We start from the raw sequence: 22,155 nt of genomic DNA, 5'->3' as shown, positions 1-22,155 counted from the left end.
TAAAATAGTCATCCTCTCGTTTTCTCCGCCGCCTCTAGTTTCAACAGGAAGGCTTTTTTATCAAGACCGCCGGCATAGCCAGTCAGTTTGCCGTCGCTTGCGACAATCCGATGACAAGGAATCAGAAGGGAAATGGGATTATGACCAATGGCACCACCGACTGCTCTAGCGGAGCCAATCTTACCGTACTCGGCTTGTAATTCTCGTAGAATATCTGAATAGGTAGCCGTCTGACCGTAAGGAATCTTCTGCAGTACTGTCAGAACCTTGCTTCTAAACTCAGTCACTTGAGGTGCCAATAGAATTTCATCTGTCGCGGGATTTTCTCCCTTGAAATAAGCATCCAGCCAAGCAGAGACGCGTCGGCTGATTTCTGTCTCCTCCTGCTTCGCTTGCTCCAAATCGTAGCCTGCTCCAAAATATTTCTGGCCCTCAAACCAAAGTCCCAACAAGGCATTTGCGTCTGTCAAGATGAGAATACGGCCAATCGGAGATGTATAATAAGTCTTGTACATATTTTTTCTTTCTTCTAGCTTCTTGATATGCCTTATTATACCACTCTTGTCTTAATTTTTGCCACAATCCCATCTGGGTCTGTGACTTCTAGCTCTTGAGAGCTAATCCATCGGACTAGTGCCTTCAAGTCCAGAGCATTTTCATAAATAGCTACTAGGTCTTCTTTTCCTTCTACTTGCGCCTCAAAATAGGCCAATCCCTGTTGCTTAGGTTGGCGATGATTCAAGTGAGAACCTCCCCATTCATTGACGGCTAAATGATGATGATAGTTTCCGGATGCCAGCCAGCTAGCAGAAGGTACAGAAAATTTATCCTCCAAGTCTAGAAGTTTTTGGTAAAAATGACTGGCAGCTCTGCTATTTTTCACAGACAGGTGGACATGACCCATACGAGTGCCTTCAGCAATACTAAACGGCTGGATTTCCTGACCGAGTTCATAGATTTCTTGAGCCGCTAGCGCTTCCGTCACTCCGATAATGCGGCCATCTTCTCGGATATCCCAATCAGCCTGAGGCTTGTCCCGATAAAGTTCAATGCCGTTGCCTTCTGGGTCCTCCAGATAAATGGCTTCACTATAGCCGTGGTCCGCTCCTCCGATCATAGGAACTTTATTTTCTGATAAATGCTTAAGGATATCCGCCAAAGCTTGACGACTTGGAAGCAAGAGTGCTAGATGATAAAGACCGTAAGCCGACTTGACGGTCTGCCGGTCACTGGTCGCTAAAAGTCTTACCAGAACTTGTCCGTCCCTGCCCAAAGCCACCTGTCCGTCCTGCTCTTCCAAAAGCTCCAGCCCTAAAACACGCTGATAAAAGTCCTTTTGTCTTGTTAGGTCAGCTACATAAAGTGCCACCTCTCCTAGATAAATCTTGCTTTGATATTCAAAAGTCATGTACTTTCTCCTCTCTTAAATTTAAAATTTCAGCAGTTCGCCTGCTCAACCTTTCTTTTTATTTCCTCAAAGCTGAAATACGTTCCATGATATGGATTTCCATACCTCCATTTGCTTCGAAGTCTTATTTTTATATTGTAATTATTTATATTACATCTATTAGTATACCACACCTTAATGTAATGTCAATAATTACATCTCGTAAAATTCTTAACAAAAAACAACCTGCTTCCTAGGAAACAGATTGTTCTTTAATTTCTTTTTCGGTCGCTGCGACAACTTCGTCAAGACTGGTCTGAGCCAATTCAGCTTCCATGGCTGCCTGAATAGCTGCCAAGCGGTCATCTAAAACATTGTGAATGTTCTTGCCGATAGGACAGTCTGGATTGGGCTTGTCATGAAAGCTAAAGAGCTGGCCGCTCTTGCCCAGACACTCAACCGCGCTATAGACGTCCAACAGGCTAATGTCTTTCAAATCTTTGGCAATCTCTGCTCCTCCAGTCCCACGAGCAACGGTAATCATCCCGGCATTCTTGAGCTGAGACAGGGTTTTGCGAATAATAACTGGATTGACGCCAACACTGCCGGCAAGGATATCACTTGTCAGTTTTTGTTTTTTTCCCTCCAAAGCCAGAACAATCAGCATATGAGTGGCAATGGTAAAACGGCTAGAAATCTGCATTTTTTCTCCTCCCTCATCATTTTCTCTCACTATTATATCCCAAAAAGGGTGTAACTTCAAGAGTTACGACTGGACTTTAAGAAAGCTGCAATCTCATCCGCATAGCCTTCCCGCTCACTGATTTCTCGCAGCAGGTCGTGATTGTGGGTATGGTGGATACCATTGACCAAGCTCTCCTGATAAATCTCATAGTAAGGCAAGTGGAGCTCCCGAGCCAAGCTCAGCTCCTGTTCCACATCGTAGGCCACGCGCCGAAGGTCAACATCAGCTAGACCAGTCTCATCTATCTCTAAAATGGCATACTGGGCTCGCAAGTCCTTACGCAAAGCTGAATCTAGAAAGAACGGCTGACCAATAGAGCCGGGATTGATAATCAGCTGTCCATTGGTCCCGTAGCGGAGAAACTGCTGGTGAATATGACCATAAACAGCGACAGCGCAGTCGTTTCCCTCAAAAAGGCGGTCGAAATCGCTCTGCTCGCCAATATGAATCAGCTCCCGCCCCCAATTCTTATCTGGCAGATGATGGCTGACCGCAATCTTCAATCCCTCTACTTCTGTTAGGATTTGCAGAGGAAGTTCCTGCATACGGTCAATCTCTTCAGGCTTGATTTCCTCTAGGACAAAATGGCAGAGCCGGGTCAGGTAGAGATGGCTGGGACGTGTCAAGTCTAACTTTTGATGCAGAGCATGCCAGAGACTCTCTTCCCAATTCCCTCTGACCTGTAGGCTGATGGGCAGCTGCTCCATCCTATCTAGGATATTTCTGCGACCGGTTCCTGGCAGGAGCAAGTCCCCCAAAAACCAATAGTCTGTCACTTGCTGGCTTTCCGCATCCGCCAGTACTGCTTCCAAGGCTGTGCTATTCCCATGCACATCGGATAATAAGGCAATTTTTCGTGTCATAGCGTGTCTTTCTCTTTCTTTACAAGGAATATTATATCAAAGTTCAAAAAAACTTCCACCTCACAAGTGAGGGAAAGTTTTGAAGTATTTTTATCAATCAACAGACTTGAGTGCTTCCAGCATATCCACCCGTCTGAGGCGGTAATTGACAAAGAAGCCAAGCAAGGTCAGAATAAGAGTCACTGCTGTTAGAGGAAACAGATAGACTGAGGGACTTACTTGAGGGTTTAAGCTGATAATGCTAGGCGCAACCTTCTCAATCAAAAAACGATGCAGGAAGAAACCGCCTAGAAGCCCAACTGCCATCCCAATAACTGAAAGAATAATGGTCTCTCGATAGATATAGAGGGTCACTTCCTTATTATGGAAGCCCAAAACCTTGATGGTAGACAGCTCGCGAATCCGCTCAGCCACATTGATATTGGTCAGGTTGTAGAGAATGACGACAGCTAAAAGAATGGAAATCAGGACCAAAACCAGCATTGTATTATTAAGAGAATCAGCTAGAACGTTGAACTGCTTCACCATGCTTGCATTTTGGGAAACACTCTTGACAGACTTGAGGCTCATAAATTCATTGGCCTTATCCACAATTTTTTTACTGGAAGAGTCCTTGAGTCGCACTAAATAAGCGTTTTTCTCAGGCTTTTTGCCGTAAATCTTCTGATAATCAGTTGCTTTCATAAAGGCAAAATGGCCAAAATGATTCTCATTGACTGCTGCAAGCTTGACAGACTTGCCACCCAGCTCTATACTGCTACCAGGTCTAACTCCAGCTATGCGGACCAATTTATCCGAAACAACTATACCGTCCTTGAGAGTCAACTTTTGCTGGTTGTCGGGGCTTTCCAGAGAAATAAAAGGTTCAAAATTTTCCTTGTCCGTAACCATTAAAGTGACTGATTCTGTCTCTTTTTTTCCTTTGTATTTCTCTGTCAAGGTTTCACTATGGATTTCCTGATAATCAGCAATCGAGTCATCTGCCAACATCTTTTTCAGCTCGTCTTGCTCAGCTTGATTCTCCCCAGGATTGACAGCGACAATCAAGTCGTAGCGCAGAATCTCCTCAAACTGACGTTTGGGAATACCACCAATAGAAGATTGGAGTCCTAGTCCGGCAAAGAGCAGGGCAACAGAACCCGCCACACCAAAGATAGTCATAAACATTCGCTGCTTATAGCGAAAGATATTGCGAGCTGTGACCTTCTGAGTAAAGCTAAGACGTCGCCAGATAAGGGTCAGTCTTTCCAAGAAAATCTTGGAGCCCTTGACCGGCGGCTTGGGCAAAAGCAAGTGGGCTGCTTCTTCTGTCAGCTCCCGTCTTGCCACCAAATAGGCAGGGAGAACACTGGATAGAAGGGAAAGTCCAAGGGCCAGTATACTATAGGAAACATAAAAATATGAATGCGGGGCAGAGAGCACCATCCCTCTGGTAATAATAGAAGAAATCACTCCAGACAAGAAATAATGTCCCAGCAGAATCCCTACGAGGGTACCTAGACTCCCCGCCACCAAACCGTAAAGAGCAAACTTGCGAATGATATCTCGACTATGATAGCCTAGAGCCTTGAAGACGCCTGCATTTGTTCGCTCCTCATCGACAAAGCGCGTCATAGTGGTAAAAGTCACCATAGCAGCCACCAGATAGAGCACCACTGGGAAAATATTACCAATCGACGCAATACTATTCATGGAGTTTTTATACATATGATAGCCATTCCCACCTGGCAGAGACTTGCGGTCATAGCTATGATAGGCCGGCTCTTTCAAACGACTCAGGTTTGCCTTAGCGTCTGCTAGCTTGTCCTTGCTAGCTGATAAGTCTTTCTCTGCCTGTGCCAGCTCAGATTTTTTCTGATTGAGCTGGGACTCAGCTTCCTGAATCTGCTGCTGGCTCTGGCTGAGCTGTGCAGGAGGGAGGATAGAAGCGGCTTGAGCTACTGCTAGCTGGCTTTTTTGTTGATCCAGCTGACTCTGAGCTTGCTCTAATTGTTTTTTACCTTGTGTCAGTTCGCTCTCAGCCTGAGCAATCTTATCTTGGCCCTTCTGAATGGTGCTTTTGGCATCTGCCTCTAATCGCTTAAAGCGAGCCACTCCGTTATCTTCCAGGCTCTTGTCCAAAGCTGTCTGGTGCTGCTCCAAACGCTCCTGATAACTTTCAGAGAAGGGAGCCAGCTTTTCTAAATCATGATAGCGCAGGCGGGCAATACTGTAAACATCTGTATCAAAGGCCTTGGGGCTGACTACAGCATAGGCTGATAAAGCCCCGCTGCCACTAGTCGCATTGCCCAAATTTCTATCAGACCAAAGCTCTGCGGAGTTGACAAATCCCACAATCTTATAGGTCTTGTTTTTCAGAACTGACCGACTGCCTGCTTTTTCGGTCAGTTCAATCTCCTGGCCAATTTTATATTTTTTTGACCAAAAGCTAGCCAGGGCAATTTCTTGCTCTTTCTTAGGAAGACGACCGGTGGTCACTTGAAAGTTTGAAATATCCTTGGTATCTGAGAATACTCGGAGGGCCTCCTCGTTCACGGTGACATCTGTCAGATAGCCAAACTCGACATCAGCTCCCTTAACAGCTTCCAGCTCTTTCTGATCCGCTGCATCCAAACCATAGTCCGCCATAACAGCCAAGTCCATGGTTCGCTGTTCTTTCAAGTAATCTGTTGCTGTTCTGCGCATATTGGGAGGAGCGACTTTGAGCCCCACGAGAGCTAGAGAACCCAGCATCATGAGGATTAAAATAGATAGGAAACGTCCTTTAGAGCTAGTGAAGGAGCGCAGAATATCTTTCCAATAAATCTTTCTCTTCATATCAATACTCCAATGTACTTATATCCTGTGGTTGATCATTGACTGTGATACTCTTGACTCTCGCGTCATGCATGCGGATAACCCGGTCAGCAATGGGAGCCAAGGCAGCATTGTGGGTCACGATAATAACTGTCGCTCCTTGATTGCGAGACATGTCCTGTAAGATTTGCAGCACTTGCTTGCCGGTATTGTAGTCCAAAGCCCCTGTCGGCTCATCGCAGAGCAAAATCTTAGGATTTTTTGCCACAGCCCGAGCAATAGAGACCCGCTGCTGCTCCCCACCTGACAACTGCGCTGGAAAATTATTGAGGCGATTTTCCATACCAACTGCGGTTAGAACGGCCACTGGATCTTGAGCATCTTTGACGATTTCAGAAGCCAATTCGACATTTTCCTTGGCCGTCAGGTTGGGCACCAAATTGTAAAACTGAAAGACAAAGCCCACGTCATTGCGGCGATAGTCCGTCAGCTGGTGGGAATTGTAGTCAGCAATATTCTGGCCGTCTATCAGGATATCTCCCTCATCATTGGTATCCATACCTCCAAGGATATTGAGCACCGTAGACTTACCAGCACCAGAAGCGCCTAGGATAATGACCAGTTCCCCCTTTTCAATCTCAAAAGAAATATCATGATTGGCAACAATTTCTGTGTCACCTATCTGATAACGTTTAAAACTATGTTTCATTTCAATATAAGCCATATCGTTTCTCTCCTTTTCAAAGCTCGTCCTCTTAAATCAACAAGGTGTTGATTCTAAATCACAGATATTATATAATGAGCTTAGATAAAAAGCAATAACCAAAAATCAACAAAGTGTTGATTTAAGTAAAAAGGAAGAAAAAATGGTCCAGAAACGAAAAACTAGTACCAAGGAAGACATCAAGGAAGCCTTGATTCAGCTACTATCAGAGGAAAGGTTTGATACTATCTCCATCAGCAAACTCTGCAAGCGGGCTGGGATTAACCGCGGCACCTTCTACCTCCACTACCAAGATAAATATCAGATGGTTGATAGTCTCAAAAACGACATTATCTCCCAACTTTCTAGTTATAGCTTGTTTGAAGCGGAGAACGCATATCCCAAAAAGTTAATGATAGCAAAATTTCATATACTGCGCGCTAATGAACGTCTTATCAATGCCCTGACCAGAAGCCATTATATTGACTTTCGCGAAGCTATTCGGGAGTACATAACCACTATCATTCTGAGTGATAAGCAAAAGGCTGCTACCCAGCGTTTTTTAGAGGAGAACTTTCACATCCCTCAGAAATACGCCTTGGAAATCTTCCTATCCAGTGTTGAGGGGATTATTTCTCTTTGGATAGCCGGCGGAGCTAAAGAAGAACCTGAAGAACTCACTGACATCATTTTGACTACTTATAACTATGATTATTTAAGATAAAGGCTCTAGCTTGAAGGATAGCCTGGACAAAAGTCGTTTTTTCTACTATGAAAGGCCGAGCAATATGTTCGGCCTTCTTTTTATTTTAGATTAGTTTTTCTTTGTTTTCTTCAAAAGGAAGAAGACTCCTGCTAGGATAATCAAGCCTGCAAGGCCCATGATGGTGACTTGCTCACCTGTTGATGGTAGGTCTTTCTTCTTAGCCTTGACGGACTGCTCATTTCGATACTGCACTTGATAAACAGAGAAATGATTGGTCGTGAAGCTAATGGTCTGGTTTTGATTAACCGTTACATCAAATTTCTCAACCTGCTTGCCAGTTTCATCCAGAGCATAGACAGCATCTACTGGCAGGTCTTTGCGGACTGGGATCGTCACAAGGGTCGGACTGACCTGATGCACCGGCTGACCATTCGGATCGGTCAAGCTAATGTCATAAGTATCTGTCGGCTGAATCTTGCTTTCCAGTTTTTTCACTGACAGCTGATGACCGGCCCTGACCAAGTCAGCATTTTTCAAGCGAATGCCAGTTGCGACATCTACCAAGCTATCATCTTCTACATTGACTTCCGTCCGTGTATCTGAACTGCTAGAAGTTGCTGAAGAGGATGAGCTTGACGAACTTTGAGATGACGAAGAGCTGCTCGAATCTTTGCTGGAGCTGGAAGGAGTTGTTTTTGTTGCTTCCTTGATTTTAGCTTCCATTTCAGCTTCTAGCTCTTTCATTTCCTTAAAGACTTGGGCTGCTCGAGCCTGTGTTTCCTCTGTGACTTTGGCTGAAGAGTCTGGCAAAGCTGCATTGGCTGCATCTAGAGCATTTTGCTCCTCAATAAAGCGGGCTTCCAAGGCTTTCCACTTGTCTTGGACAGAAGTACCAAAGAGGTCCTGATGCTTGGCTGCCATATCGTAGATATGAGATGCTACCCAGTACCAAGAGTCTGGACTGTAGCCAGTTGTGTTGACCTTATAAGCATCGTAAGTATCTGTGATATTACCATTATAAGGCAGGTAAGGTGAGAAGCGCGGACTGCCTACCGCCAGCCACATAGTGCCACCGCCCATATTGGCTGGAACACCGTCTTTGAGCTGGAAGATATGAGCTTCCATGACATTTGGGTTGCCCAGCGGATATTTGTAAACAGGGTCTGTCGTACCGCGTTGTGGCAACCCCTTACCATCTAGCTCCATTTGGTCCAGCGGTTTGAACTGAGTACCCTCAAAGCGATTGCGCTGCATAGCCATTACATCTGCTACACTGATCTTTCTGTCTGTGGAGTGCATGAGGTCAAAATAAGAGTCGTTATAAGACACGGCCGCATTTGGATCTAGACTAGTGATACCTGCCCAGGCACGAGAACGATCTGCCTCTGCCATCGGTGGATTATAGGACTGAGAAATGTGGAATTTGCCGTCAATTTCTTTATAAGAGTTAGCTTGCTTAGCTACATCCTGAACACCTTTTGAGGCAATGACGTTTTCTGTATCGTCAAAGTCAACACTGCCCAAGAAGAAAGTATTAGGAAAGACTGCATACTTGTCATCTGGGAATTTAATAGCAACATATTGGTGGCCAGATAGGATTTCCATATACCAGACACCAGTCTTGTCAGCAATGGTGATAATATTACCCTCTGCTGCTCCCTTCTCTCTGACAATCTGCGCCATCAGCTCCACACCCTGACGGGCAGTCTGAACATGGGGCAGAACGACGGTTGTCAGGATAGACTCTGCCAAGCCATTTTCTACATAAGGATCCACTTTTTGGATGGCATCATTAGCCTTGGCAGAAACAGTCGCAGAAATGGAAACACCGTATTCATTGAAGCCAACCTCATCAAAAATACCTTGGGATGGGGTCACATCTGATACCGAAGTATACTTGTAGCTTTCTGCCGGCAGGGTCCATTCAAAACCGTTGGCTTCATCGACTAGTTTGGCACCACTCGCATTAGTCTTTCTCGGATGAACCAGAAAGACCTTATTGTGATTTGGCTCCAAGTCCTCTGTCCGACCGTAAAGCCTTGTGCCGTCTGCCGTCAGGTCTTTCCCGACAATAAATCCTGTGCAGGCTTCGACCACTTGGAAAGGAAAGAGAAAAATGGTCGAAAGAGCTAACAAGGAACGAAACAATATTTTTTTCATAAAAATATCTCCTTTATGTTTTGTAAAAAATTACAAAATTAAATACTATATTCAGTATAGCCTTTTACTCTAGGTTTTGCAAGCGATTTCATTTTTTTGACGTGTAAGATTTACTAGATAAATAATTCATTTCAAAATAGAAAAAAGCCAGATAAAATCTGACTTTAAAGACACGTGGCTGCGGAGGCACAAACCGCAGCCGCGCAAGTATTGCAGGAAAGAATGGATAGGAGAAAAAGGACAAACTTCTCTCCTATTACCAAACTGGTTGTGCTTCATAGATTAGATTATTTTATCGTCTTCTCTAGACAAGCAATCTTACCATACGCTGACCCGCTTATCTGGAGCCAGATACATGGCATCACCTTCTTTGATTTCTGGATAGGTTTCATAGAAGGCCTCTACATTTTTGAGTTGCTGGTTGACCCGCAGTTCGGACGGAGCATGGACATCTACCTTCAGAAGAAGTTGGTTAAATTGCAGACTGGCCTTGCTTCTCCAGATATTGGCATAGTTTTCAAAGTAATTCTTCAAGTCCGCATCTGGATATTTCTTTTTCACAACTTCAAGAGTAGCTGAAAGTCCTCCAGCATCGGCTACATTTTCTGTTACCGTAAGCTTGCCGTTGACCTTGCCACCGTAGATTTCAATACCATCCCACTGCTTGGTAACAGCTTCAATTTTCTTGTCAAAAGCTTTCTTATCTGCTTCAGTCCACCAATTGTTCAAATTCCCCTCTTCATCAAAGTTTGCACCGTTTGAGTCGAAGGCGTGAGTAATCTCATGACCAATAACCATACCAATACCGCCGTAGTTCTTTTCCATCTCTTGCTTAGCATCAAAGAATGGATTCTGCAGGATTGCGGCTGGGAAGTTGATACTGTTATTTTCCTGTGAGTAGTAAGCGTTGATATCATAGGAAGGCATGACCCACTCGTCCTTGTCTACTGGCTCCGAGAAGTGCTCAACATCATATTGATGTTTTGCTTGACTCAAAGCAATTGCATTCTCAAAGAAGGATTTCTTATCGTCTACTTTCAAGGCCTTAGTCACTACGCGAACTTTTTCAGGATAGCCGATATAGAGTTTCATAGTATCCAGCTTCTTGACTGCCTTCTGTTTGGTTTCTTCTGATAGCCATTCGTTTTTCAGCATACGTTCCCGATAGACTTCCTTGATATCCTTGACCATTTGGGTTACTTCTTGCTTGGCTTCCTCACCGAAATATTTACGTCCATAGTAAAGACTGAAGACATCTGAAAAAGTTCCTGTTGTCAGATTGTAGGCTGCATCTTCTTTTGAAGTTGCTTCCTTAGTTCCTTGCAAGGATTTTTGGTACTCTGCAAAAATCAGCCGATAGTCATCGGTTAGAAAACTAGATGCTGATGCTGCCTGCTTCACAAGCATCCAAGATTTGAGCTTGCCAAAGTTCTTGTCATTGACTACCTTGGCAAAATTTTCATAATACTTAGGGTTAGGAACATTGACATCGCCAGATTCCTGGCCTAGATAGTCATTGATAATATCGTGAAACTTAAAGGTATCAGAGTAGGCATTGATGTCTTCTGCCGTCTTAGGATGGTGAAGATTTTTAATTTCCGAAGTTTCTTCATTACTTTGGGCATACTTGGCCAGTTCTCCATCAAATTCTAAGGCTTCTTTGACAATCTTTTCGCTCTCTTTTTTACTGTAGCCCAGCTTTTGCATGGCTTCTTTGAATGCTTTTTCCAGCGGATCCATCATCCTTTTCTTAGCAGCTTCATCTTCATAGTAGCTCTTATCCGGCAGCATAAGACTTGGACTGGACAGATTCACTTGTTTCTGATTGGTATTTTCTAGGTTAGAACTGATTTCAAAGGTAAACGGCAGAGCCAAACCGCGTTTTTCCCAGTCAACAGCCTTGCCAGCTAGGTCCTTTAGATCGGACAAGTCTTCAATTTCCTTGAGATAGGACTTGAGAGGATCTAAGCCATCCTTTTCCCGCTGCTTGAAGTCAGTCGCTTGCTGGTAGTATTTGATAAACTCAGGCATGCCTTCAATCGTTGACTCTTCTTTACCAGAGACTAGATTTTTGACATCCGCCTTCATCTTATCCTTGACCTGCTCGTTCAGTTCATAAAACACACCATTAGACGGCTGGTCGCTAGGGATTTCTGCCTTTTCCAGCCATTTTTTATTGATGGCCTGATAGTAATTGGTCCTCACTGTGGCATTCTTATCAATCGGTGTCTCCTGAGGGACAAAGGTCTTATAAGCCCAGTAGCCACCGGCAGCCAAGATTAGGCCGGTCACAGTCAACGTAGAAGTTAGAATGATTTTCGTTCTTTTCTTCATGAGTTCCTCCTTGTATATTAAGTAAAATATAATTGACTTTTTTATTTTACTCATTTACTTTAACATATTCTTTTTTCCTCGTCAACAGAAAACTGAAGGTCTGGAAAAATTTGCCGCAAGAAGAGAGAATAAGGTCATTCAGTCTGCTTTTAAAAGTGATCTGGTCTAGAGTCACACTTAAAGAAAAACTAAAGTTTTCTACCAGCTGTCCTGTTGCTTCCAGCTCTTTTCTCTCCCCCTTGCACTTTCTAGTATAGCCTCCAAACTTCAGATATTTCTAAAGAAATTCTAAAATATTTCTAAAGTTTTTTACTAAAATAAAAAAAGACTGAGACAAAAATGCCTCAGTCTAGTTTTATTCTGTTCAAAAAATATTGAGGCTGAGACATTTTAAATTATCTCCCAGACCTTTTAAACCAGAACCTCAAAATAAGTGAGCCAAGCTAAATTTTAAAAAATTTGGTTCTTTCCTACTGTCTCCTACTGAACCTTTTTAGCCAGCATCGTCGCAAAGCGCAGCTGAATTCGATTGCCGTTTTCATCCCGGCGATGGAGGTGACCAGGATTTTCATTGTACTTAACCAGCTCCCAGTCCTTGTAATACTCGGCAAGCTCGCCTTCCTTAAAAGTAAAAGGAAAGGGAACAGAGCATGGGAAGTCTTCTGTATCCATAGCACAGACGATGAGATTGTAGCCACCAAGCGCTGTATGCTCTTGCATATTTCGGATAATATCCGGAATCCGCTCCGCCTGTAGGAACATAAGTACAACAGTGGAAACGATCAAATCATAAGTCTGGGTCAGACTAGCTGAGTTGATGTTGTAGCTACCCACTGGCAGATCTAAATCCTCCTGCTCCACAATGCTACGTAGGATCTCCAGTGCCAACTCATTCTGATCTACGGCCGTCACTTCAAAGCCCTGCTTGGCTAGAAAGAGAGCATTACGACCTTGACCACAGCCTAGATCTAATGCCCGCCCTGGTCGGACTGTTTGCATAGCTTCCAAAACCTCTGAGTGAACTGGATTGCTGCCGTATTTCTTAGGAAAATAATCCTCAGGCCGACAGTAAAACTCCAAATACCACTCCAAATCATCTGTTAAGGCTTCAACCCGATGCCAAGCTTGAGGTTGAGCAAAAGGATTGTCCTGACCAGCCTCAAAGATGTGCTCAGCCAGCTCCTCACCCTCCTCTGACATCTCGACAAACTTAAGATGTCCCTTGAGAACAGTGATTTTACCCCAAGTTCCCTCTTTGGTATTGTGCTTTCTCTTTACCGCTTCTGGCATGGTCTCAGCAGTCCACAGCGGCATACGTTTATAGGCTAGCAATTCTTCTGTCATAAAAAATCCTTTCTCTAAAAGCCAAGCTCCGAATAATCTAACTGTCTTTATCATACTCGAAAAGCACAGACTTGACAAGTGGCAAATTGAACGGCCTTCCCTGCAAAAAGAAAGAACTGGTCAATCAGCCAGTTCTTTCTCACATAGGAAGTCTACTTTCTTTTACTTTTCAGCATCTATCTCTTTACGACTCATCAGTATACCCTTTCTTGTAAAATTGATTTATTCTGTTTTTGTTTCATTAATTCCTTATCCTTACTCTCATCATAAAACTGGTTGAATTCCTCTTTAGAGTTAAAAGGATGTTCCAATCCATCTTTACTGATACTTGCTGGAATCACACCTTCATATAAGTCTGTATTCGAAGGAACTAACAGACTATAAAACTCTAGATAGTCTTTAACGCTCTTATCAAGTATATAAAGTTGAGAGTTCGTTTTTTCCAATAATGCCGCTGCCTTTGGGTCTGTTTGCGCCATTAAGATATTTCGAATCCAACTTGTATCCACAGCTTCGCCTAAAGGATATATAATAGGAAATCTAAAATTCCCCAACTTTTCTTTAAATTGTTGCGTATTTAGTTTAAAATTAAAGGTTGGACTTTGAAATTGTGCTGTCTTATTATCTTCCCATTCAATTTTTCGAGTATCAAGATTGTACCAAAGAGTTTGAAACTTCTCATGTTCCCCAGACTCAGAGGCAAGAATAGACAAATAATTATTTCCATCAATGACAGTTAATGTTTCCTCTATTCCTCTAGGTAAATATTTAGAATTATAGTCTGAAACTAATTTATACAAATCTTCTTTATAGCCTTCTAGCTGTTGATTCTTAACGTGGTAAATGGATAAGGTATAATAGTTATCTTCATTTTTTTTATCAAGATAATTCGGTCCTGAAGGAAGTTTCATGTTCTCTCGAACAATATAGTTGGCATTACGCGCACCAATTGTCACTTGCACTGGTCTATCTGCGTTTTTCAGAGTAGCATACTTGCGAACTAAGGCATCTTCCTCTGGATTTTCTGATTTCCAATGAACAGCTACCCCTGTACCATTTTCAAGAAAAGAATAGTCATCAATTGTAAAAGTTCCTGTATAATAATTTAAGGATTCATAAGTTTCTTTTTCTTCCTTAGCTTTTCGAAGCTGATCTTGTTTTAACTGATACTGCCAAGCAAATATAGCAAGTCCCAAGACCGCTAAAGAAAGAAGACTTAACAATAGTTTTCTTATCATTGTTCACCATTCCTCTTATTGTTTCTATTTTTCTTTTTGTGGATGGGTTTCAACCCAATGCTTGAAATCATTAAAAGATCGAATCTGTGTTTTCTCTCCAGTTGTTTCATCTGTGGCATAAAGTTCCATTACATCCTGACCTTCGGGCGCAAACCAATGAATTAAATCATTAAACCACTCCTCCTCATTGTATTGGTCTGGACGGAAATAGATTTTATTCATGTCTCTCATTTTTTTCGCAATTTCAGGATAAATCTTAGCAAAATTAGTACCTGAAACTTCCACATAATCACCTATTTTATACGATGGTATTATGTAGCCAGAAACATACTCCATACCATACTTTAATAGTGCATTATTAATCTGATCCCCTATTCCACCTCTTACAAGATCCATAGTCTTATATATTGTTCCTCTCATATAAGTTCTAGTATCCTTCTGATCTAAAAGTAGATTAATCTCTTTTTCTGACATCTCTTTTTCAATTTTTCCTGACTCCAATGCTAGAATAAAATATTTGATTTTCTCCGGTTTCCCTTTTTCATACGAGTGCATACTAAAAGTTAGAAATTCTTTTCCGTTCCTTGTAAATTGTGCACGAATTTGCTTAAGCCTATAAGTATTCTCTTGTCCTAACAAATCGTAGACATTGACTTCTTTACTAGTTATTTTAGATGGATCCTGCAAATTATAAATCTTGATTTTGAAATATTCCTCTTTACTAACTTTAGACGACGTTAAGCCATCCTCTTCAGTAAGAATATTATACTTGAAATCTGTTATATAATTCTGTCCATAATTGAAAGAACCATCATTTCTGCTAGTAACCAATACATATTTGTTTTGACTGAACAACTCTATTTGATCAACATTATAGTCTTCTTTATCATACTCTTTTTTTCTCCCACTTACTAAAAAAGCGAAAAGAACTACTAAAGTCAGAAGAAGTCCTCCAAGAAATATGAAAAATTTTTTATTGAGTTTCATTTGCTTACCACCAGTTTTTAATTCATCTAGTCATTTATTTTGATAGTCCTTGGAGTCATTCCGCTTTTTCATCAATCATTCACAAAAAGAAATCATCCTTAAACTTGTTCCCTCCCATTATAGCATAAATCAAAAGTCCGAGTTGGATACCAAAAAAGACCGGTCACCCAGTCTTTCATCTTGTATTAAAGTTCTTCATCTGTCTTGCGATGTCGCGGTTTTGCTCGCGGCGTTTGATGGACTCGCGCTTGTCGTAGTCGTGCTTCCCTTTGGCCAGGCCCAGGAGCAGCTTGGCATAGCCATCCTTGAGATAGACCTTGAGCGGCACCAACGTCATACCAGTTCCCTTGGTCTCCTGCTCCAGCTTTTGGATCTGATTCTTATGCAGCAGCAGCTTTCTGCGGCGCTCAGGCTCTTGGTTCCAGATATTGCCCTCTTCATAAGGGGCGATATGGACATTGCTGAGCCAGGCCTCACCGTTCTTGATCTGGGCAAAGCCGTCTTTGAGATTGATGCGGGCGGTACGGACGCTCTTGATTTCCGTCCCAGTCAGCACCATGCCCGCCTCGATGGTATCCACGATGGTGTAGTCGTGTCTGGCCTTTTTATTTTGCGCGACGACCTTTCCTTCTCCCTTTGCCATGCTTGGCTCCTTTCTTGACTAGTTCCTTGTAAAATGCCTTCTGGCTCTTGCCTTTCTTGGACTTCTTATCTTTCTTATCTCTGTTGCCTTTTTCTTTGGAAGAATGGCTGCGCTTGTCATCCTCACGGCGTCTCTTTCTGCCTGACTTGCCTCTGCCACTCTTGCTAGTCTTTTCTACCAGGTCAAATTCACTAGGCAGATACTCAAAGTCAATCTCGCCCGTAGCTTTATCCGCTCGGACCAGCTTGATGCGAATCTGCTGACCTACCTTGAAGATCACGCCAGACTTTTCTCCTTGCAGGGTCATGGTCCGCTCATTGTAGCTGTAAAACTCTGGCAGGTTGGTGACATGAATCAAGCCTTCGACCGTATTGGGCAACTCGACAAAGAGTCCGAACTTCACGACGCTTGAAACCACGCCGGCAAACTCTTCCCCAACAAATTCTTCCATGTACTCAGCCTTCTTCATAGCTTCAACTTCACGCTCGGCCTCGATAGCCCGACGCTCTCGGCTGGAGGACTGACTGGCAATCTCTGGAATCACTTGCTCAAAATGCTCTGCTATTTCTTTAGATTTGCCATAATCCTGTACCATCCGATGAACCAGAAGGTCCGGATAGCGGCGAATCGGACTGGTGAAATGCGTATAAAACTCCGCTGCCAGACCATAGTGCCCGTGATTGTGCTCAGAGTAGCGAGCCTGCTGCATGGAGCGCAAAAGCATCATGGACAGGACTTCCTCATAAGGCTGGTCTTTGACCGCCTCCATAATATCCTGCAGAGCCTGCTGACTCATAGAGCTAGCCATCCCGTATATCCGAATCCCAAAGCTAGAGGCGTAGTCGATAAACTTCTGCACCTTCTCCGCCTTAGGCTCCTCGTGGATCCGATAGATGAAGGGCAGATTTAGCTTAGCAAAATGCTCAGCCACCGTCTCATTCGCCACCAGCATAAAGGACTCAATCATGCGCTCAGCAATTCCCCGCTGACGCAGGACAATATCCACCGGCCGACCTTCTTTGTTGACCATGATTTTGGCTTCATTGGTGTCAAAGTTGAGCGCACCGCGTTTAAAGCGCATGCTTTCCAGAATCTCATGCAGCTGGACCATGCTGTCAATACTGGGCACAATGGCCTTGAACTGCTCAGCTTTTTCCTGATTTCCAGCAATGATGTCGTTGACATCACTGTAAGTCATGCGAAAGGTTGTCTTGATAACAGTCTGAGTGATGATATGCTTGACCACGCGCCCCTTGGCATCTATCTCCATGATAGCCGACTGGGTCAGCCGGTCCACATTGGGATTGAGGGAGCAGATACCGTTGGACAGGCGCTCTGGCAGCATAGGCACCACGCGGTCGGTCACATAGACAGAAGTCGCTCGATTGAGGGCTTCCTTGTCCAGCTCAGAGCCTTCTTTGACATAGTTGGACACATCTGCGATATGGACGCCTAGCTCAAAGTTGCCATTTTTCAGACGCTTGATATGGACAGCATCGTCCAAGTCTTTGGCATCCGCTCCATCAATGGTGAAGATAACCTCTTCACGCAGGTCCAAACGTCCTTCCAAATCACTCTCTGTCGGTGCATCTGGAACTCGCTCTGCCTCTTCCAAGACCTTTTCTGGAAATTCAGAGACAATGTCCATAGACTCCAGCACTTCCAGCACATCAATACCTGGATCGTTGACATGACCGACTACATCGACCAGACTCGCCACAAAGAAATCGTGTTTCTTGGTTGGATATTTGTCAATAGCGACCTTGAGCACCTCTGTACCATCCAGAACCATAGCTGGTTTTTTGACATAAATAGGCTGGCGGATTTTCTGATTTTTCGAGCGGATATAGCCCGCATACTTGGGCTTTTCCTCATCCAGAACCAGCTGGCCAACTGCTGAAGTCAGGCTGTGCTCCAAAATATCGATAATCTTAGCCTCAGCTGATGTTCCCTTGATCCGGTCTGCCACCTTGGTAATGACTACTTCCACCGTATCGCCATCAATGGCATGATTGACATCATTACGGCCGACAAAGAGGTCATCCTCTTCCTCATTCAGGGTGACAAAGCCAAAGCCATTCTTGTGGGCATGAAAAACACCCTTGAGCGTCAGACGCTCTTGCTTTTTCTTCTCATAAAGCTCAATCCGCCCCTTGTCATCAAAGCGAATCTGATGCTTTCTTTCCATCTGGGAAATGGTCTTGACCAAGCTACTAAAATCTTTGGAAGACTCTTTCCCCAAAGCAGCCGCCAGCTCATCTACGCTAGCCTGCTGCCTGTCTTTTAAATATTCAATGATTTCTGATTTCATATTCCTCTTCTCTTGATGAGTTCTTTCTTCATCTCTTTTAAATCTCTTTAAAACTTAAAAAATAGGCCGAGACGAAGTCAGAGCCCATTTTATTTACTAGATAATACTGCTAATACCAATGCAATCAGTAGCCAGAAGAAAATCATGATTCCCGTCATACGCTGCATCACAGCTTCAAAACCGCGTGCCTTAGGACGTTCAAACAAATCGTTGGCACTGGCATCAAAGACGTTGCTAGACTGATTTTTGGTTGGCTGCATGAAAATTGCAATGACAATAATAGCTGATAAAATGACTAAAATGGTTAATAATAGGTTGTACATAAATAAAAACTCCTTAAAATCCTATCTATTTTATCATAAAATCTACTTGGATTCAAGATGTAAAGTCACTTTTCTTTCCTTAGGACAATACTTTAAGACCTCAATTTTGTCCGGATGCGTTTTAGTATTTTTGCTGGTCAGATAGTTCTGACTGCCGCAGCTGGAACATTTTAAATTTATTTTAACGCGCACTAGATATCCTTCTTTTTAAATAAATTTCGAAAACTAAAGAGATTGGCCAGCATACTGACAGCAACTAGCCCTGCTGTTGCATAAAAGACTGAATGATAGCCATAGGCTGCCGCAATGAACGATCCAGACATAGGGCCGACCACCCCACCCAGATAAAAGAAAATCTGATTATAGCTGAAAATCCTAGAGATTCCAAATTTGGGTGTTATCTTACTTAGCAGAGCATTGACACCTGGTATCAGCGCCCCTGTTCCTAGACCAAATAAAAAGCGATAAAAGCCTAGCTGCATAGGGGAGCCAGCATTGGCACAGAGCAGATAAATCAGGATTGAATAGAACTGAGCCAGCACCAGGAGCCTGTGATTTCCGATACGGTCTCCTAACCGCCCCAAAATACTGGAGCTCATCATGCTGGAAAGTCCCATGCTAGAAACGATGAGACCCGAAACAAAAATCAGATTGTCCTTTTGACCCAGTTCTCTGACATAGAGGGCAAGGATAGGGCTGATAGATTGAGCTGCAAACTGGATAACAAAGCTGGTCAGAAAGAGATTAATCAGCATCTTAGGATACCTGAGTTGACGCAGCAATTCCCTATAGCCTACCTCTTCTTGTCGGGTCACTGGCACAAAATCCTCCCGAATCAAATAAAAGGTCATTAAGGCTGATGCTAGAAAAAAGGCGCCAATCAGAAGAAAGACATTGCGAATACCGAACATCTCCGCAATCAGACCGCCAATAAATGGCCCCATAAGATTACCCGCAACGACACCGGTCGAGAGAGTTCCCAGAGCATAACCCGTTTTTTCCTTGGGAGCCTGACTGGCAATCAGAGCTGTGCTGTTGGGAACATAACCAGCGAAAACACCGTTTAGAAAGCGTAGGAGCAAGAGCCAGAAAATATTGGGCACAAAGGCAATACCGCCCATAGTAAAAACCATGGCAAAAGCCGCACGTACCATCATAGGCTTGCGGCCATATCGATCAGCCAGACTTCCCCAAACAGGAGAGAGCAGGGCCGCTGAGATTGCAGAGAGAGAAATCCCTAGCCCAGCGTAATACTCCACCTCATGACCTCTGGCACCCAGCTGCTCCACGAAAAGTGGCATAAAAGGCGTCACCAGAGAAATGCTGGCACCTGTCAGGAAGTTCCCAAACCAAGCGACTTTCAGGTTATGTTTCCAATTTACTTGTGTCGTGATAAATCATCTTCTTTCTAATTTCTGCAAAGCATTGCGAATCTGCTGTCGAGTTTCCTCAAGCGAGCCATTATTATCTATCAGCACATTCGCCCTCTTTCGTTTTTCTCGGAGAGATAGCTGAGCTGCTATGCGTTTTTCTGCCTCTTCCTGACTGAGAGCATTTCGAGACATAAGACGACTGAGCTGAGTTTCCTCTGTCACATCCACCAGCCAGATTTGGTCAAACCAGTCTTCATATTGTAACTCAAACAGCAAGGGAAGATCCATAAAAAAGATATCTTCCGTCTCTGCCAGCAAATCTCGTCTGCCAGCCAGTTCCTCGCGGATAATCTGATTTTGTATTTGACTGGACTGCTCCAAGAGTTCGGGATTCCCAAAAATCATAGCTCCCAGCTTAGGCCGGTCCAAGCGCCCATCTTCCTGTAAGATAGATGAGCCAAAAGTAGATAAAAGAGCTTGATAAAGCCGTCCCCCCGGCTCTTGCAGCTCATGCACTACCTGATCCGCATCAATGACCTGATAACCCTGCCGTCTTAAAAACTCTGTCACAGTTGACTTACCCGAGGCAATGCTGCCAGTGATACCGATAATTCTTACCATGACAGCTACCTCGCTTTCTGGCAGTGAGGACAGAGATGAGTACCGCGTCCACCCAACTTAATTTTTTCAATCGGACTGCTGCATCTAGCACAAGGTTGGCCAGTCTTTCCATAGACCTGCAGAAAATCCTGCATAGTGCCATCTTCACCCAAAGCATTACGATAGGTCCGAATGGTCGATCCTCTCTTTTCAATCCCGAGCTGCAAAACTTCTATAATCTGCTCACGCAGCCGCTTGGCCTCAGCAGGCTTTAGACTAGCTGCAGGCCTGGCCGGATGAATCCGCGCCCGCCAAAGGGCCTCGTCTACATAGATATTGCCCAGTCCAACGACCAAAGTCTGCTCCAGCAAATAGGGTTTTATAGGCTTCTTGGAACGACCCAAAGCTGCTGCAAAAGGCGCCAAAAGAAAGTCCGCCTCTGTCGGCTCAGGACCAAGCTTTCTGGCAGTAAAATAAGTCTCCAGCTGATCCTTTCTCAATAGCTCCATGGTCCCAAACTTACGAACATCCTCATAAACAAGCGTTCCACCATCTGTCATCTCGAAAAAGACATGGGCATGCGTGCGCTCAGGCACCGCATCAGGATAAAAAAGATACTTGCCTTCCATTCGCAGATGGGAAATCAGCACTCCACCCGTCAGGTAAAAAAGCAAATACTTGCCCCGACGGCCAATCCTTTCAATGGTCTGACTTGGCAAGTCATGGACAAAGCTATCCACTCCCGTACCAATCATCTTAGCATAGCGGACCCGCACCTGCCCAATCGTCTTGCCAACAACTAGACGTTCCAAACCACGCCGAACCGTTTCCACTTCAGGTAATTCAGGCATAAAGCTCCTTTCTATCTTCTATTTATTAGTCAGAAATATACTCTAAAATATCAGCAGGCTGACAATCCAACGTTTCACAGATAGTCAGCAAGGTTGCAAAACGAATACCTTTAGCCTTACCTGTTTTTAGAATAGACAAATTTGCTTGTGTAATGCCAATAATTTCCGCCAATTCTTTAGAGGTCAAGCCCTTTTTTTCCAATACTTTATCTAAATTAACTTTGATTTTTCCCATCACACAAAACCATCTACATCTTCTTGAATCGTCTTCCCGTTTTTTATGACAAGATGCAAGACCTCTAAGACAACTACCAAAGCCAGACTATCAATATAGGGCAGAAATATATTATCTACAAACTCTATCCACGACTGTATAGATTTTTGACCGATAAAAATATCCCATATAATACTACCAATAGGTAAACAAGTAACTAAAATCAACAGATATTTACTAATCCTATAACTTTCGTTCGTAAAAAACTGGTGAACTAGCATGCGGTGTAGAAAAGAACGAATCAGACCAAAGAGCAAAATCGGAAGCAAACCCAGCCAAATCATTTCATAAGATACCCTTAATAACTCTGCAAGTGGGGTAGCAGTTGATTGCCAGTTATAAATCATCAAGACAATGGCTACAAAACCTCTAGCTAAAAACCAGAAAGCACAAAATATTTGTACCAAACAAGTAATTATGGTTATTACTTGTTTCAAAATTCGCATCTTCATAGCTTACCTCCTTATTGTTTTACGATAATTTACCCTTACAATTATTATAAAACAATAATTCAACT

Annotated in this window: 21 protein-coding genes; 1 reads left to right on the top strand and 20 read right to left on the bottom strand. The window is 43.5% G+C overall.

Annotated features, from left to right (window positions below):
* Positions 1-8: 8 nt before the first annotated feature.
* From MFP28_RS03880 to MFP28_RS03855, 6 genes are all read right to left on the bottom strand, one after another.
* Positions 9-515 carry a methylated-DNA--[protein]-cysteine S-methyltransferase gene (locus MFP28_RS03880; protein ID WP_002906066.1) on the bottom strand — a complete coding sequence of 169 codons (507 nt, stop codon included), beginning with the start codon at positions 513-515 and terminating at the stop codon, positions 9-11.
* Positions 516-550: 35 nt separating this feature from the next.
* Positions 551-1,408 (bottom strand): VOC family protein, encoded by an 858-nt coding sequence (locus MFP28_RS03875; protein WP_002906065.1) that lies wholly within the window; start codon positions 1,406-1,408, stop codon positions 551-553.
* Between the two features lie 232 nt (positions 1,409-1,640).
* On the bottom strand, positions 1,641-2,090 hold the full coding sequence (locus MFP28_RS03870) for an Rrf2 family transcriptional regulator (protein ID WP_002912933.1): 450 nt from the start codon (positions 2,088-2,090) through the stop codon (positions 1,641-1,643).
* A 56-nt stretch (positions 2,091-2,146) separates the two neighbouring features.
* On the bottom strand, positions 2,147-2,995 hold the full coding sequence (locus tag MFP28_RS03865; protein WP_002906063.1) for a metallophosphoesterase family protein: 849 nt from the start codon (positions 2,993-2,995) through the stop codon (positions 2,147-2,149).
* Positions 2,996-3,088: 93 nt separating this feature from the next.
* Positions 3,089-5,812, bottom strand: coding sequence for an FtsX-like permease family protein (locus tag MFP28_RS03860; protein ID WP_002906062.1), 2,724 nt, complete (start codon positions 5,810-5,812; stop codon positions 3,089-3,091).
* 1 nt (position 5,813) lies between these two features.
* Positions 5,814-6,515, bottom strand: a complete 702-nt coding sequence (locus MFP28_RS03855; RefSeq protein ID WP_002906061.1) for an ABC transporter ATP-binding protein — start codon at positions 6,513-6,515, stop codon at positions 5,814-5,816.
* 142 nt (positions 6,516-6,657) lie between these two features.
* Between MFP28_RS03855 and MFP28_RS03850 the strand changes: the two genes are divergently transcribed.
* Positions 6,658-7,218, top strand: coding sequence for a TetR/AcrR family transcriptional regulator (locus MFP28_RS03850; RefSeq protein ID WP_002906060.1), 561 nt, complete (start codon positions 6,658-6,660; stop codon positions 7,216-7,218).
* Between the two features lie 90 nt (positions 7,219-7,308).
* Here the strand turns inward: MFP28_RS03850 and MFP28_RS03845 are convergent, their stop codons facing one another.
* The 14 genes from MFP28_RS03845 to MFP28_RS03780 all read right to left on the bottom strand — a co-directional run bounded on the left by MFP28_RS03845 (position 7,309) and on the right by MFP28_RS03780 (position 22,090).
* Positions 7,309-9,360, bottom strand: coding sequence for a C69 family dipeptidase (locus MFP28_RS03845; protein ID WP_002906059.1), 2,052 nt, complete (start codon positions 9,358-9,360; stop codon positions 7,309-7,311).
* A 318-nt stretch (positions 9,361-9,678) separates the two neighbouring features.
* On the bottom strand, positions 9,679-11,748 hold the full coding sequence (locus MFP28_RS03840; RefSeq protein WP_002906058.1) for a M13-type metalloendopeptidase: 2,070 nt from the start codon (positions 11,746-11,748) through the stop codon (positions 9,679-9,681).
* Between the two features lie 426 nt (positions 11,749-12,174).
* Positions 12,175-13,038, bottom strand: coding sequence for an SAM-dependent methyltransferase TehB (gene tehB / locus MFP28_RS03835; RefSeq protein ID WP_002906057.1), 864 nt, complete (start codon positions 13,036-13,038; stop codon positions 12,175-12,177).
* A 194-nt stretch (positions 13,039-13,232) separates the two neighbouring features.
* On the bottom strand, positions 13,233-14,276 hold the full coding sequence (locus tag MFP28_RS03830; RefSeq protein ID WP_002906055.1) for a hypothetical protein: 1,044 nt from the start codon (positions 14,274-14,276) through the stop codon (positions 13,233-13,235).
* A gap of 24 nt (positions 14,277-14,300) precedes the next feature.
* Positions 14,301-15,263 carry a hypothetical protein gene (locus tag MFP28_RS03825; RefSeq protein ID WP_002906053.1) on the bottom strand — a complete coding sequence of 321 codons (963 nt, stop codon included), beginning with the start codon at positions 15,261-15,263 and terminating at the stop codon, positions 14,301-14,303.
* A 175-nt stretch (positions 15,264-15,438) separates the two neighbouring features.
* A complete protein-coding gene (smpB, locus tag MFP28_RS03820; protein ID WP_002906051.1) occupies positions 15,439-15,906 on the bottom strand; it encodes an SsrA-binding protein SmpB in 468 nt (155 codons plus the stop codon).
* Positions 15,869-18,217 (bottom strand): ribonuclease R, encoded by a 2,349-nt coding sequence (gene rnr, locus MFP28_RS03815; protein WP_002906050.1) that lies wholly within the window; start codon positions 18,215-18,217, stop codon positions 15,869-15,871. Before rnr ends, smpB begins: the two co-directional genes overlap by 38 nt.
* 89 nt (positions 18,218-18,306) lie before the next feature.
* Entirely contained in the window at positions 18,307-18,540 is a 234-nt protein-coding gene (secG, locus tag MFP28_RS03810; RefSeq protein WP_002894878.1) for a preprotein translocase subunit SecG, read from the bottom strand.
* A 42-nt stretch (positions 18,541-18,582) separates the two neighbouring features.
* Positions 18,583-18,732 (bottom strand): 50S ribosomal protein L33, encoded by a 150-nt coding sequence (rpmG, locus tag MFP28_RS03805; protein WP_080555633.1) that lies wholly within the window; start codon positions 18,730-18,732, stop codon positions 18,583-18,585.
* Complete coding sequence (locus MFP28_RS03800; RefSeq protein WP_317627903.1) at positions 18,732-19,934, bottom strand: multidrug efflux MFS transporter; 1,203 nt, start codon at positions 19,932-19,934, stop codon at positions 18,732-18,734. The genes rpmG and MFP28_RS03800 overlap by 1 nt, the downstream gene beginning before the upstream one ends.
* 3 nt (positions 19,935-19,937) lie before the next feature.
* Positions 19,938-20,534, bottom strand: a complete 597-nt coding sequence (gene coaE, locus MFP28_RS03795) for a dephospho-CoA kinase (protein WP_002906048.1) — start codon at positions 20,532-20,534, stop codon at positions 19,938-19,940.
* 5 nt (positions 20,535-20,539) lie between these two features.
* The gene (gene mutM / locus MFP28_RS03790) at positions 20,540-21,364 is read right to left on the bottom strand and encodes a DNA-formamidopyrimidine glycosylase (RefSeq protein WP_002906047.1); all 825 of its coding nucleotides are present in this window, start codon (positions 21,362-21,364) and stop codon (positions 20,540-20,542) included.
* A 25-nt stretch (positions 21,365-21,389) separates the two neighbouring features.
* Positions 21,390-21,599 carry a helix-turn-helix domain-containing protein gene (locus MFP28_RS03785; protein WP_002906046.1) on the bottom strand — a complete coding sequence of 70 codons (210 nt, stop codon included), beginning with the start codon at positions 21,597-21,599 and terminating at the stop codon, positions 21,390-21,392.
* The gene (locus MFP28_RS03780) at positions 21,599-22,090 is read right to left on the bottom strand and encodes a hypothetical protein (RefSeq protein WP_002906045.1); all 492 of its coding nucleotides are present in this window, start codon (positions 22,088-22,090) and stop codon (positions 21,599-21,601) included. The genes MFP28_RS03785 and MFP28_RS03780 overlap by 1 nt, the downstream gene beginning before the upstream one ends.
* Positions 22,091-22,155 lie beyond the last annotated feature (65 nt).

This window comes from Streptococcus sanguinis, assembly GCF_050234405.1.
Lineage (GTDB): Bacteria > Bacillota > Bacilli > Lactobacillales > Streptococcaceae > Streptococcus > Streptococcus sanguinis_W.
The sequence above is the reverse complement of the archived record's forward strand: the minus strand, read 5'-3'. Positions and strand labels throughout refer to the sequence as shown.